This window comes from Polaribacter porphyrae, assembly GCF_002954685.1.
GTDB lineage: Bacteria > Bacteroidota > Bacteroidia > Flavobacteriales > Flavobacteriaceae > Polaribacter > Polaribacter porphyrae.
The window spans coordinates 1,909,261-1,924,220 of sequence record NZ_MSCN01000001.1 but is presented as its reverse complement, the minus strand read 5'-3'; the positions used below and the strand labels follow the sequence as shown (position 1 = coordinate 1,924,220).

Below are 14,960 nucleotides of genomic sequence, written 5' to 3'. Positions count from 1 at the left end.
ATTTAATCAACTTTAATTCTTACACCTTCAGAATGACTGCTAAACTCTGGTGCATACATAGATTGAATTGTTGAAATTCCGTTACTAAAATTACCAGCATTGTTGACTCTTACATCATATTCAAAAACATAAACCCCTTTTGGTAATCTGTCAAAAAAGAAATTGGTTGCAGCATCTTTTGTGCTTTCATAATAGCCTAAATTGTCTTGCCATTTGTATTTAGAAAGTACATTAATTGGCTCAACTCCAGAAGCTCTCATATCTTTTAGGTGGATGAATTCCATATCTCTATCTGAATGGATTTCTATTCTTACAGTTATTAAATCACCAATTTTTAAATCGGTTTCCTTTGTGATTTTTTGGAGTTCTTTTCCTGTATCAGAATTTATTTTTTTGAATAATTTTTTATTCAATTTTAAGGGAGTTTCTGCGGATGAAATTTTATCTAAATCCTCAAAATATTGCCAATATAAACCACCCCAAGCAATTCCTTTATCTTTTTTGGTGATGGTAACTTTTGCCATTTCTGATGTTATTTCACTGGTATTCCAAGACGTTTTAAAATAGCCTGTGCCAGCTTCTACTTTTATTTCTGGTATTTCTGATGGATTTATATTTTGATTCCCAACTTTAATATCTACCATTTCTGTTGATGAAATCCAATCACTTCCATTTAATAATAATGCATACACTGCTTCTGACGTGGCTTTTGTAGTTTTCCAACTATTGGTCTGTTTGTTTTTTAACAACCAGATTTTAAGGTTATCGATTGTGGAAACATCATTTTCAATTTCAGAAAAAACTTCTATCATTAATGCTTGGGTTTCTACAGGAGCTTGATAGTAATAATACCCAGCTGTATTGCTTTTCCAATACATTCCTAATTCATCTGAAGTAATGGAGTTTTCTTTTAATGATTTTAAAATATTATTCGTAGCTTGTTTTTTATCATTTCTAAAAAGCGACAACGCAATTTGTCCTTTAGCATACAAATTATAATCATTCCAATATTTTATAGATTGATTTTGATAATAATCAACAGCAGTTTTTAATTTATCGGCTTTAGCAATATCAATATAAAAACTACGCATGTATAAATACTGAATGGTAAAATAACCTAAATTATTTTTTGATAAATATTCTTTATATTTCTTATCTGCTTCTTTCTTCGTTTTTGAATTTTGCTTGATTTTTTCTGCTCTATCTAATAATTTTTCATATTGTTCTAACAATTCATCATCTAAAAATTTGACAGCTTTTTCAATCATTTTTTGGGTTGATTTGTCAAAATCGGGAACACCTAATTTTTGCAAATGCCCAAAACCAGTAGCAATATGTTGTGTGATAAAATTACTTGCATATCTACCACCTTTAAACCAAGAAAATCCTCCTGAATTCAGTTGCATATCTTTTAGCTTGTTGATGGCTTTTTGCTGCTGATTTTTCATCTTATTCAAATCGAACAATAAAGCAATACGTTTCTTTTGTTCAGTTTCAGATTTTGCATCTCTTAACCAAGGTGTTTCTTGAATAATCATCGATTTCAACTCTTGGTTTTTCTCTAAATTAGACAACAAAGCATCAGAATTTCTCCAACTATTAAAAACTTCTTGAATTTTAAGATTTGAATTCGCCACAAAACTCGCAAGCGTGTTTGCATAATATTTAGAAAACGTTTGCTCTGCGCATTCATAAGGATATTCCATTAAATAAGGCAAAGCTTGAATAGCATACCAAGCAGGATTTGATGTCATTTCTAAAGTCAACTTATGATTTTGTAAAGTTGATGAAGTATTATTCTGTAACTTATTTAAGGTAAATGTTTTGGTTCGATTAGAACCAACCCACATAGGTAGCGTTTCTGTAACCAACATTCTATTGCTTAAAACAGGCAATACATTTTGTTCTCCATCAGAAAAATCGCCAGCTTTTGCTACAATTTTATATTGAACAGCTTGGATGTTTTTAGAGATGGATAAATTCCAAGAAACATTTGTATTTCCATCTTTATCAACTGTAAAGTTTTTATTTGAGTTGCTATTTTGCAATTCTTGATTAATTTCTTTCCCAGAAATAGCATCTGTTAAAATCAATTTTGCAAAACCAGAAAGTGGGTTGTTGGTTAAATTGGTAATTTTTGCAGATAAGGTTATGGTATCTTTTTCTCTTAAAAAACGAGGTGCATTTGGCACAATCATCAATTCTTTTTGAGTTACAGTTTGCAAAGTTTTTGAAGCGGATTTTAAATCTTTTGTATGTGCTAACAATTGCAATTTCCATCTGGTTAAAGCTTCAGGCATTGTAAACGTAAAACTCACTTTTCCGTTTTTATCGGTTTTTAATTGTGGATAAAAGAAAGCAGTTTCTTTAAAGTTTTTACGTGCTTTTACTTTAGATAATTCTTTGTCTAATTTTTCTTGACCTGATTTTGTGGTGATAATCACAACTCCATTTGATCCTCTTGAACCATAGATTGCATTTGCTGAAGCGTCTTTAAGAATCGAAATGTCAACAATATTGCTTCTATTTTCATCAAACGAATCCACAATTACACCATCAACAATATATAAAGGTTTGTTATTTTCTTTAATAGAATTTACTCCTCTTAACCTAATTAAAGAATTTGCACCTGATTGACCAGAACTATTCACTATTGAAACTCCAGCAACTTGCCCATTCAAAATACTACTAAAATCTGCATTATACTCGGCTTGTGAAATTGTAGAAACTGCACTAGTAGCAAATTTAAATTTTTTAGTACCATAACCAGTTATTACAACTTCTTCCAAAAGATTAGGGTCTTCTTGTAATACAACATCAATATTTGTTTGATTATCAGTTAAAAATTCTTTTGTTTTAAAACCTAAATATCTAAAAACTAAAACATCTCCTTTTTTAATTTTTATAGAATAGTTGCCATCAAAATTGGTTTCTGTTCCAAAATTTGTTCCTTTAATTAGAATGGAAACTCCAGGTAAAACTCCAGATGAATCTCTAATGGTTCCAGTTATTATACCATCAAAATCTTTTCGAGTATTATTAATTTTCAGCCTAACATTTCTAACGTATTGTTGATTTTTCCATTTACTATTGTTCAAACTAAACCCAAACCAATTGTAAGCATCGTTCTGAATTTTTGGAAAACCAAAATAGTTTCTTCGCAGATTAAAAGTTCTAAAATTGATATTTCCAAAACTATTGTTAGCATTACTGGTTTTATAAGAATTGTAAACCCTTCTTGTTGTTATAGGATTAAAACTCCAAGAATGCGATTTAAATTCATCTAAAGACGCATCATACATAGACGCTAAAAGTTCTGAAGCCACAGCGTCATTTTTATCATCTTTAATAGTAAAACTCCAAGTTTCTTTTGCACCAGGTTGTAATTTATCTCTAAAAATATTTGTGGTGATATTGATGTCGTTTTTAGGTTGATGAGGAACATCAATAATTAAATTCCCACTTTTAAAGTAATTGTAGTTTACAAAATGATATTTAATAGCAAAACCACCCAAATCTTTTTTAGTTACAGGAATCTGAATCGTTTTTGTGTTGTTACTTAATCTAATGATTTTTGTATCAACTATTTTATGGTTCTTTTCAATTTGAACAACCACAGAAATGTCTTTGGAAGCAGAACCAATTTGTAGTTTTATGGTATCATCAATTTGATAAAATGTTTTATCGGTATTTATAGTAAACAATTTGCTATCTGCAATTTTAGTTTCTTTAGATGAAAATAATGTAACTCTTTTTTCATCTTTTACGGCTTGATTAAATTTGTCTTTGCTTTCTAAAATGATAACATATTTGCCTGAAATCCAGTTTTTTGTTTTTAGTAATTTAATTTCTTTGGATGTTTCTGTATCAAAGTTTTTACTAAAAACTAATTCGCCTTTTTTCCAGTTTTTTTCATCACTTTCATCATTTGTATAAGGATCATTTGGAAATAGTTTTCTGAACGTGTTTTCAGAAATATCTTGATAATCAGGAGCAGACCAAGGTCTTTTTCTTAACGGATTTTTTGGCGATTGTAACTTGTATATTTTAAGGTTTCCTTTTGCAGCAACAAATTCATCATTTAAGTTTTTGGTGTCAATAGAAATGATGGTTTCTTTATTGCTTTTGTCAATTTTATCTGGAACAGAAATAGAAGCAATTAAAGAATGATAACCCACTTTTACAATTGTTGTTGCACTTCTTGTCTCTCCATTAACGTCAGTTACATCAGCAGTAATTTCGTAATTAAAAACGGGTAAACTAGCTTTATCAACGCTTTCATCAGGAATGGCCTTAAACGTAATTTTGAATTCGCCTTTCTCATTAGTAGTAATTTCTCCTTGCGTAATCTCTTGTGAAGATGAGTTTGCATTTGGTATTCTCCAATAATACCAACTTGGGTATTGTACTTTTCTGTGGACTCTGTACACCACTTTTGCATCAGTAATATTTGCACCAGAAAAAGCTTTTGCAAAACCATTTACAGTAACAGAATCATTGATTTTATAGCTTTCTATAATCGGTTTGAATTCTGTTTCAAATTTTGATCTTTTGTATTCTTCAACTTGAATTCTGGTGGAACTATTATAATCAAAATCGAAATCTGCATCATCATAAAATTTACTATCATATTCGACACTTTCGTCAATTTTGATTTCAAATTCGCCAGTTAATCCATTATTTGGAATGATAAATTCGCCAGCAACAGAACCAAATTCATTTAATTTTAAATCAAGTTCTTTAACCTCTTGATTATTTACATCTGTAAGTGTAACAGAAACATATTCATTTGTAAACGCTTCAGATTTATCACCTTGTTTTTTTATGACAATCGCTTTAAAATACACAGTTTGTCCAGGTCTGTATATGCTTCTATCTGTGAAAATGAAGGGTTTAATTGTAATTTCTTCATCTTGATTATCTGTGTAACGTGTTCTACTGTATTCATAAAAATAATGATTTCCAAAAATTGCAAAATCATTTTTTATTTTTACAGCAATATCTACATTAGTGTACCTTTCATCACTTTTAAAAGATGCGAAACCATTTTTGTTTGTTACTAATTTTTTATTAATGTGATTCAGATTCTTAAAAACTTTATTTTTTAAATGAATTTTTGCTTTATGTATTGGCTTTCCAGTGTTTCTATCTACAACCTGATAATTATATTTATCATTGAACGTGTTTTCTACCAAAGTTAAATTGGTTGCTTGAAAAGTAGTTGTACCATAAATAGTATTTTCTTGTAAATCTTGAGTTTCTGAAGCTACAATTAAATACATTCCGTTTTCAAATTTAGGTACAATTACTTCTGTAGCATGTTGTAGATAATCGCCCTCATTTCTCAATTGATGTTTCCAAGTTTTAGAAATTTCTAATGCATTTATAAAATTTTTTTTATCTTCAAAATTATAACGTTCGTTAAATTGCTCAAACTCTTTTTGAGTGATATTATAAGCAGTAAAAAACAGTTTTTCTATATTTTTATAGGTTACTAAAACTCTTGAGTTTTTATTTATTGGGGTAAATTCTTCAGCTCTAATTGCTAATGTTTTGTGTTTAATTTGTGCTTTTAGAATTTTGCAGTTTTGAGCACCAAAACTATTCGGAAATTGTTTGATTATTGAGTTACAGATATCAAGCGCGTCCTTATTTTTAGATTCATTTTTATAAATTTTGGCAATTTCAAAAGCATACAATCCATTGGCACTTTGGTTGATGAATTTTTGTTCTGATTTTTTGAGAGTATTTAAAAAAATGGCATTCTTATCATCAAAAATAGCATTGTTTTTTACAAAAGTTAGTCGTTCAATATCAATGTGCACTAAAGCATCTGTATTATCTTTTGTAAGATGATGACAAATCAATTTCTGATAAATTTTTAACGCATTTAATTGTAATGAAATACTATCTTTTGAGGTGATTTTTAAATCAGAATACGCATTAAAATCCTTTAAATATTTTGAATCGTCAATATTAAATTTATACGATGGTCTTGTAATTGAAGTTTCAGACGATTTATAGAATTGCAAAGCGTTATTTGCTAAAAAATCGAATAAAGTAGGTCTGTACGTTTTGGTTTCTTTTTGAAGTAGTAAAATATCAGAGAATGCTTCAATATCAATATTTTTTAATGTTTCCTCATTTTCTAAAGAAGCATTAAAATACAAGTGAATTTCTTTGAATAATGTATTTAAATCCCAAGTTCTAAAGTCATTAGCATCAACTTTTTCGCTAGTTTTGGTTCTATTGTAAAATTTATATCTATTTTGATTAAAATATTGCCAATATAAATTGGCTAATACGTTTTGTAATACATTTTTAGTTGGTGATTTTTGAATATCAATGTGTTTTTTAAAATTATTAATTACTTTTAATTGTGCATTTTCTTCCAATATCAAACTAAATTTACTTTGATAAAAAAGTGATTTTATAATTTGTGATGAATTATTACTTTTATCTGCTTTTTCATAAATCTCATCAACAATTTTCAATGCAGATTTAGGTAAATTTTGAACTTCTAGTTTTTCAACTTTTGTCCAAAGCATCTCAAAATCATTTTGGGCATTTAGAGTTAAAGAGAATAGGATAATCATTAATGTTGTTGTAGTAATTTTTTTCATAATCAATAGATTTAGGTCTATAAAGTACTTGTAAATCGAGTTGTAAAACAAACTAAAATTAGTAAACATACCTTTTGAGTTCGTTAACCTTATTTTTAGTTGAGTTTTGTTTAAATATAATCAATATTGTAAGAAGCTTTTGTATTTTTACTTTTTAAATTTTTGTTAATGAACATACATTTTATAGCCATTGGAGGAAGTGCTATGCACAATTTGGCAATAGCTTTACACCAAAAAGGATACCAAGTTTTTGGAAGTGATGACACCATTCACAATCCATCAAAATCACGATTAGCAAAATATGGTTTGTTGCCAGAATCATTTGGTTGGTTTCCCGAAAAAATTTCTTCAGATTTAGATGTCATCATCCTAGGAATGCACGCAAAAAAGAACAATCCTGAACTGCTAAAAGCACAAGAATTAGGTTTAAAAATATATTCGTATCCAGAATTTTTATACGAACAATGTAAAAACAAAACACGAGTAGTTATTGGTGGTTCTCATGGTAAAACTACTATTACTTCTATGATTTTACACGTGTTGAATTATCACGAAAGGGAAGTAGATTATATGGTTGGTGCACAATTGGAAGGTTTTGAAACGATGGTGCATCTTACTGAAGAAAATGATTTTATGGTTTTAGAAGGTGATGAATATTTGAGTTCGCCTATTGATATGCGCCCTAAATTTCATTTATACAAACCAAATATCGCATTGTTAAGTGGTATTGCTTGGGATCATATTAATGTTTTTCCAACTTTTGAGAATTACAAAGAACAGTTTCAAATTTTTACTGATTCTATGATAAATGGAGGAAGTATGGTGTATAATATTGAAGATGAAAATGTAAAGGAGGTAGTAGAATCTTCAGAAAATCATATTAAAAAGTATCCTTATGAAACACCAACTTATTTTATTGATAATGGAACTACGTATTTAGAAACCCAAGAAGGTGATTTACCTTTGGAAATTTTTGGAAAGCACAATTTGCAAAACTTGGCAGGAGCAAAGTGGATTTGCCAACATATGGGTATTGACGAAGATGATTTTTATGAAGCCATAGCCAGTTTTTCTGGAGCAAGTAAACGTTTAGAGAAAATAGCTGAAAATTCATCAACTGTCATCTTTAAAGATTTTGCTCATTCGCCATCTAAAGTGGCTGCAACTACAAAAGCTGTAAAGGAACAATATTCTGAAAGGACAGTATTGGCTTGTTTAGAATTGCACACGTATTCTAGTTTAAATGCCGAATTTTTATCAGAATACAGAGGTGCTTTAGATTTTGCAGATAAAGCTGTAGTTTTTTATTCACCTTATGCAGTTAAAATTAAACAATTAGAAGAAGTTACACATCAGCAAATAGCAAATGCTTTTGAAAGAGATGATTTGATTATTTATACCAATCCACAAGATTTTAAAGATTTTCTATTTAATGAAAACTTGAATAATTCAGCAACTGTTTTAATGAGCTCTGGAAATTATGGAGGTTTAGATTTTGACGAGGTTAAAGGTTTGGTTTAAAACCTAATTTATTTTTTATCCAAATTAGATTAAAAATTTTACTAAATAATAGATTTCTTGATTCTTGATTGTAAAAACTCTTATAAAGTAAATTAGTTCTACTTTGCCAATTTTTAATAAACTTTAAAAATCTGTTTTTCTTTCCTATTCTATTCAACCCAATTTTAATATAAGAATTAACATGTTTATTTTTCTTATATCTAATTTGTTTTGTATTGAATACAATAGAACACAACCCCATGTATGAATTAAAATATTTATATAAAGTAAATTCTTGAGAAATTAATTCTTTATTCTTTATAGAAATTAAAAAAATATCGTAACCCTGTTTTAAATTAATGTTTTTATAATAATATCCAAAATCATTTATTTGGTAAGATAGTACAACTAATTTTAATTTATCTTTATTAGATAAAAAACGTGCACCTTTTTTATTTTTTATTGAGTGATAAACTGAATTAAAATTAAAATGATTGCTATATTTTTTTTTAATAATCTCTTTATGAATTTCAACAGCACCTATTCTATTTCTTTTTATTAACCTTGGTAAATGTCTATGCCCTTTATTTTTCTTACTTGTAGTATAGTAGCCTGCATTTAAGAGTGTCTTATTTGCTTTATATAAATTTTCTTCAGAAACTAAAAAATCAATATCACCAACCATACGTTCTGTAATATCATCATATAAATCTTCAAGTAAATTTCCTGTACCCTTTAAGAAAATTGGAGTGATATGGTTTTCTAACAATAAATCGTTAATTTCTTTTGCCTGTTCAATTATTTGTTGATTCCGTTCACGATTTAAATCTGTTATACGTTTCATATATTCAACTAAATCATCTGGCAAATAATGTAAAAAATCAGCTTTTTTTAAATTACAATACAAAGCAGGAAAAACATAGTGACTCGTACTTACTTTAACAACAGCATCCCAATCAATTTTATTTGATTTAAGTTCTTCTTCAACTAAAACTCTGTTATGATTTTCATGATTTATTGTTAAACTTTTACCAATAAAGAAAAGTATTTCTTTGTAAGTCATCATTAAAAAAGCTTTTGAACTGTATCTATCATTTCTTCATTTTTAGAGTATTGAAGTTGATAACAATTTAATTGAGAAAACCAATCTAAAAATGTTTGTGCATTTTCTTTGATAGGAGATAACCAAGAATCTGGAACTAACTGTTGAAAAGCATCAATTTTAGAAATTTGTTTAAAGATTAACTCACTATCTTTTTCATATTTAATAAAAACTAAATCATTACAAGGTAAATGACTAAAAAATTCAGTATTATTGGGTTCTAAATATCGAACAATTTTATTTAATCTCTTAAAATGATATTCAGCAGAAGTTTCTAATTCTGGATAAATAGGGAGTAAAGCCTCTAAACTATTTTTTTTGATTGAAATTGCAGCAGGGAAACTATAAACTTCTTGATTTTCTGAATCAATAGGAACAAAATCGTCTGCCAAACAGATTAACCCACTTGATTGTAGCAAAGCTAAAGAAGTACTTTTTCCATTTCCTGAATCACCCAAAAAAAGAATAGATTTTTTTTGATTGCTCACAGCTGAAGCATGAAAAATTCCCATCCATTTCTCTTCTTCTTTTTGATGGATTTTTTGAATAAGCATCATAGAGAATTTTCCTTGAAAGTAATGCATATTTTGGCTACTCCAAGAGTCAATTAAAGTATTATTTACATAAAGAAAAATATAATTATGATCTATAAAAACTTCTAATTCATTGTCAAAGTGTTTAACATTTTTAATACTTAAATGAGCAAATTTTGGATGCACTAATGAAAGTTCTTTCTCACTTAAAAAGCAAGCTTTAAATACAATGTCATTAACTTTATAAAACTTTATGAATTCATACTTATTTGGCCTCTTAATATCTCTATAATCATTTATTATATCGATAGGTTTTGATGTTTTCGGTTTCAGGATGTCTTTCTCAAGATTCAATATAAAATCGATTGATTTCCCTTCAGGAATATTTAGTTTTTTTGATAAAGATTTAGCTATTTCTTTTACGCAAACTCCTTTGTTTAATCTCTTAATAATATCAGCAGTAGTATTTTCTAAAACTAAATATTTATTTGTATCCTCAAACCATGTTATAGTTTTATTTTCTATGACTTTATAAAGAGTTGTCATTTTATCCATACAATAAATGTAGTTAAATTAAAATACTTTACATAAAAAAACGCTTCAAAAATGAGGCGTTTATAGTTTATTTAATATGAGTTATTTAGAATCCAGTCCCTGGACTTTCAGGGCTTGCTGCTTGAGTTTTCTGTGGGTTTAAAATCATATAAGTACCCAATGCTGTTAAAGCTGCATATTTACTGTAATTACCTATTTTTTTTATAGCCTCTTTACGATTTATATTTTCTCTATTGCTTGTATTTTTCATAATAAGTTAAGTTGGTAGATTTTGTAGGTTTTATTCTAAAGATATTTTTTTGTTAATAGAACCATGTTCAGTTTCTAGTTGAACAATATAAATACCAGCAGTTAAACTTGGCAATGTAATATCGCTTACACCATTTATTGTAAATGATTTGTTCAATACTTTTTTGCCTAAAACACTGTATAATTTTAGACTTACTTCTCCATTTAAACCAGCTATTCTTAAGTTAGATGCGTTTGTTTTATAAATGCTTATAGAATTTAAATCGATAGATTTTGTGTTTAAAACACTAGATTTAGTATGTAAATAGAAGCGACCAATTCCATCTAATCTTTCTGTTAAATTAACTTTATATTCACTATTTGGTTCGTCTAATCTAGTATACTTATTCGTTAATCTATCTTCTAAAAATACTTTAAGACCAGAAGGTATATTTAGTGTTTCTGCAGAAAAAATAACTTCTTTATCAGCATCAGCAATTACTCCAATAGAGATAGCCATGTTTTCATGATTTGAATTCGGTAATGATTGTAATTGATACTTTTTGCCATTACTCTCAACTAAATCAGAATAAATTGCAAATGAATGAGATACTCCTCCAAATAATTTACCATCGTAACCAGCATCATAACCTTTTGTTGTACCATCTATATAATATACCCTAGCATATCTGGTACTACTATTTTGTGTAAGATTTAACTTAATTTCTGGTATTACACTGGTTGTTTTTTCAAATGTATCTGTGCCTTGATGTGTTAAGTCTGAAGTTTCGAAATTAACACTCCCTGCACTAGTAGACTCAACGAAAAAACCTTGGCCAGGTGCAATTTCAAAGTTTTGATTGTCTGCGTTAGCTATATTTGAGACCCTTGAAACATAAGCTGAACCATCCCAAAAATAAAAGGTTGTTCCAATAACCCCAGAATTGGTACCATGAAAAGTACCTAAAGTTATAAATGCTGTAAAAGGATTACCTACTAAATTAAAATTATTAACTCCTCCATGAGATAAAGTAAATGATTGATTTGAAGAGTAAATTCCAGAACCCGTAAAAGAAATATTGCCTGCACCAGAACGAATAATTCCATAACCTTTACCAGTCATAAAAGTACCACTTCCTCCACCTTGCATATAACGCCAATGACCTGCAGAACCAGCAACATTAGGGTTTGTAAAACTTGAATTGTCATAAGTACTGATACCTCTATTGGTTGTAAAATCTGTACCAGAAGGAATACTATTGGCAGTAACCCAAGCATCATTATAAACTTCTCCATTAACAGGTGAAGACATGAAATACCATTGACTACCAGTTCCTAAATTTCTAGTATAAGTTGCATCTCCAGTAAAAGTATTTGTAGCTATCAGAGTTGCTCCAGATGCAATATTTATAGAATTAACAGTTACTGGAGTAGATATTGTTGGATAATTGGTTAATCCACTTGGTATTATGGGATTAGAAAATTTATCTGGAACTATCTCTGACCAATTGGAGTCATTATTCCAATCATTATCTATTGCTCCTGACCATGTGTTTGTTATTGAAGGTAAAGTACCCACAATATATTCTCCTAAATCATTTGCTGGCGAAGTTTCTTGATCATCAACGTATGTAACTACAAAATTATCAGCAGTTAATGAGGTAACCCAAGTATCATCTCCTTCAAGATTTGAAAGAAATATGTCTTCTGTATTATAAGAAATATTTGCTAATGTACCTGTGCCAGAAACCTTACCTAATCTAATTTTAGAATTGTCACCATTAGCTCCATTATAAACAAAAACAAATTCTTTGTTACCTATAAAATCTATGGACATATCTCGAGCATCTTGTGTTCCTTCAAACTGATAGGATGAAGTACTGAAAGTAATAGTGTTACCTGAAACTGTACCTACTTTTGCGTAACCATAATCATTAGCATCATCAATAATATAGATAACAACAAATTGTGTTTCACTGATTGCAGTAACTGCTGTATAAGATATAGGGGTTGTATTGAATTCATATTCTGCTCCGAAAGTTACTATATTACCAGAAATATCTCCTATTACTGCAGTACCTTTATCAGAATCACCATCATCTTCAAAAGTCATAACAATTTTAGTACTTGATAAAGCACTAATGTACAAATTCTGAACATCACCTGTAGTGTAGGTTTGTGCAGCACCATAAGTAATTGTTGTTCCACTAACTGTTCCAATTTTAATTACACCATTATCTGCACTATCAGCATAATGTATAGCAAATGTTGTATCAGTAAGTTTAACCATTTGTATAGGATTAAATGAAAAAGCGGCATCAACATCTCCAGAAGAGAAATCTACAGCAGCACCAACATTTGTAATAGTATTTGTGTCTGTATCAAAAGTTATTACTCTAGAATATCCAGTATCAAAAGAGGTGCCACTTGGATGATCATACTCATAACTAATAATAGCTTGAGTTGATGATATTACTTCTATGGAATTATATCTGTTAGTATCAGCTTCTACTGTTACTGTTGCTCCATAAGTAATTGTTGTACCACTTACATTTCCTATCATTACTTTTATATCTGAAGATGTGGCTAAAGAACCATCTCTAAAAGTTGTTATTACATGGGTGTCGTCAATTCTTTCTGTCTTTCCCATTTGTGTAATACTAGGGTTATATGTAGTATTGGTTCCTAAAGTAATTTCTCTTTGAGCAAAAGAATTAACTGATACATTTAATAATAAGAAAATTAAAATTTTAAATAAGTATTGTTGTTTCATAGTAAATTTTTTATGCGAATTAGAATTTGCTTAAAATTAACTATTTCTTTTTAATAATTATAATAATGATTAAGTAAAAGTGTAAGAATTAATAATTTCTTAAAAAAGTAAATAATTAATTAATAAAAATTTAAAGTATACACTTAATTCTTCCTCCAAAAGAAAGGAGTAAATAAAATTAAAACAGTAAATAATTCTAACCTTCCGATTAACATTAAAAAAGAACAAAACCATTTTGCTGGTGCAGATAAGTGAGCAAAATTATCAACAGGACTAACAGAACCTATTGCTGGACCAATGTTACCTAAAGAAGATGAAGCTGCACCAAGAGCAGAAATAAAATCTAAACCAAGTAAGGTTAAGGTTACTGACGACATAATAAAAATCAACATATAAATAATGAAGAAAGAAATAATATTAAAAACGATGTTTTGATGCACAGATTTACCATCATATCTCACAGGAATGATTGCATTTGGATGCAACGCTTTTTTAAATTCTAAAAAGCTGTTTTTTAACATAACTATATGTCTTACTACCTTAACTCCACCACTTGTAGATCCTGCAGAACCTCCTGTAAAAAATAATGCGAAAAAGATACCTGTAGCAAAGAAATTCCACATCGTAAAGTCCGCAGTTACAAAACCAGTGGTTGTTACTACTGAAGTTACCATAAACAAGGCATGCCTAATTGCACTTTCTGCTTCACCAAAAACTTTTGGATGTGCAATAGTTGTTTGTAAATTAGGGTCTTGAAAAAAGTAAATAATAAAAATAATAATAGAAGAAATACCTACAATGCCAAATAAATAATACTTAAATTCTTCACTCTGAAAAACTTTCTGAATTTTGCCTTTTAGGGCAAAATAAGTTAATACAAAATTTGTACCTGCTACCAACATAAAAAAGATGATAATGTATTGTACAAAAGGTAAGTGATTGTAATGAGCAATGCTTGCGTTTTTGGTAGAGAAACCACCTGTACTTACAGTAGCCATTGCATGATTTATAGCATCAAACCATGTCATACCTGCAACTTTAAGTAAAAAGAATTCAGCTAAAGTTAATAGCACATATATTAGATACAAACGTTTTGCAGTATCTGTAATTCTTGGATGTAATTTATCAGCAGAGGGCCCAGGAGCTTCTGCCATAAAAAGTTGCATACCTCCAATACCTAATAAAGGTAGAATGGCAATAGTTAATACAATAATTCCCATTCCTCCAATCCAATGTGTGGCACTTCTCCAAAACAGAATTCCCTTTGGCATTGATTCTATATCTGTTAGAATTGATGAACCAGTAGTAGAATACCCAGAAATAGTTTCGAAAAAAGCATCTGAAACTGAAGGTATTGCACCAGACAACAAGTAGGGTAGCATCCCTGTAACAGATAATGTTAACCACCCAAGGGTTACAATTAAGTACCCTTCTTTCTTTTGAATATTAGTGTGAGCAGGTTTATTAAAAAAGAAAAGTAATAAACCAACAAATACTGTAATAATTCCAGCATTCAAAATTCCCCAAGCAGCAATTTCATCGTTAAAAAAACTAAAAGGAAAGGCTATAAACATAAAAAAACCATTCAGAATGGCTGTAATACCTAAAAAACGATAAATAATTTTTAAGTTTAAAGAAGAGCCCAT

At 29.1% G+C, this 14,960-nt stretch carries 7 protein-coding genes; 1 reads left to right on the top strand and 6 read right to left on the bottom strand.

Translation table 11 applies throughout. From position 1 onward, the window contains the following. Positions 1-2 precede the first annotated feature (2 nt). The gene (locus tag BTO18_RS08660) at positions 3-6,623 is read right to left on the bottom strand and encodes an alpha-2-macroglobulin family protein (protein ID WP_105015837.1); all 6,621 of its coding nucleotides are present in this window, start codon (positions 6,621-6,623) and stop codon (positions 3-5) included. A 168-nt stretch (positions 6,624-6,791) separates the two neighbouring features. Between BTO18_RS08660 and BTO18_RS08655 the strand changes: the two genes are divergently transcribed. Beyond that, positions 6,792-8,144 carry a UDP-N-acetylmuramate--L-alanine ligase gene (locus BTO18_RS08655; protein WP_105015836.1) on the top strand — a complete coding sequence of 451 codons (1,353 nt, stop codon included), beginning with the start codon at positions 6,792-6,794 and terminating at the stop codon, positions 8,142-8,144. Here BTO18_RS08655 and BTO18_RS08650 read toward each other — a convergent pair. The 5 genes from BTO18_RS08650 to BTO18_RS08635 all read right to left on the bottom strand — a co-directional run bounded on the left by BTO18_RS08650 (position 8,128) and on the right by BTO18_RS08635 (position 14,960). Then, the gene (locus tag BTO18_RS08650) at positions 8,128-9,189 is read right to left on the bottom strand and encodes a nucleotidyltransferase domain-containing protein (RefSeq protein ID WP_105015835.1); all 1,062 of its coding nucleotides are present in this window, start codon (positions 9,187-9,189) and stop codon (positions 8,128-8,130) included. The genes BTO18_RS08655 and BTO18_RS08650 overlap by 17 nt on opposite strands. Beyond that, positions 9,189-10,313: a phosphoenolpyruvate carboxykinase (ATP) gene (locus BTO18_RS08645; RefSeq protein WP_105015834.1), complete on the bottom strand. Its 1,125-nt coding sequence runs from the start codon at positions 10,311-10,313 to the stop codon at positions 9,189-9,191. Before BTO18_RS08645 ends, BTO18_RS08650 begins: the two co-directional genes overlap by 1 nt. 85 nt (positions 10,314-10,398) lie before the next feature. Beyond that, positions 10,399-10,563 (bottom strand): hypothetical protein, encoded by a 165-nt coding sequence (locus tag BTO18_RS17645; protein ID WP_170063253.1) that lies wholly within the window; start codon positions 10,561-10,563, stop codon positions 10,399-10,401. A 30-nt stretch (positions 10,564-10,593) separates the two neighbouring features. Next, the gene (locus BTO18_RS08640) at positions 10,594-13,314 is read right to left on the bottom strand and encodes a T9SS type A sorting domain-containing protein (protein WP_105015833.1); all 2,721 of its coding nucleotides are present in this window, start codon (positions 13,312-13,314) and stop codon (positions 10,594-10,596) included. A gap of 143 nt (positions 13,315-13,457) precedes the next feature. After that, positions 13,458-14,960 carry a TrkH family potassium uptake protein gene (locus BTO18_RS08635; protein WP_105015832.1) on the bottom strand — a complete coding sequence of 501 codons (1,503 nt, stop codon included), beginning with the start codon at positions 14,958-14,960 and terminating at the stop codon, positions 13,458-13,460.

Excerpts from the sequence above, each read along its gene's own strand:
- BTO18_RS08660 (WP_105015837.1), bottom strand. The coding sequence starts at position 6,623 with ATGAAAAAAATTACTACAACAACATTAATGATTATCCTATTCTCTTTA.
- BTO18_RS08655 (WP_105015836.1), top strand. The coding sequence starts at position 6,792 with ATGAACATACATTTTATAGCCATTGGAGGAAGTGCTATGCACAATTTG.
- BTO18_RS08650 (WP_105015835.1), bottom strand. The coding sequence starts at position 9,189 with ATGATGACTTACAAAGAAATACTTTTCTTTATTGGTAAAAGTTTAACA.
- BTO18_RS08645 (WP_105015834.1), bottom strand. The coding sequence starts at position 10,313 with ATGGATAAAATGACAACTCTTTATAAAGTCATAGAAAATAAAACTATA.
- BTO18_RS17645 (WP_170063253.1), bottom strand. The coding sequence starts at position 10,563 with ATGAAAAATACAAGCAATAGAGAAAATATAAATCGTAAAGAGGCTATA.
- BTO18_RS08640 (WP_105015833.1), bottom strand. The coding sequence starts at position 13,314 with ATGAAACAACAATACTTATTTAAAATTTTAATTTTCTTATTATTAAAT.
- BTO18_RS08635 (WP_105015832.1), bottom strand. The coding sequence starts at position 14,960 with ATGGGCTCTTCTTTAAACTTAAAAATTATTTATCGTTTTTTAGGTATT.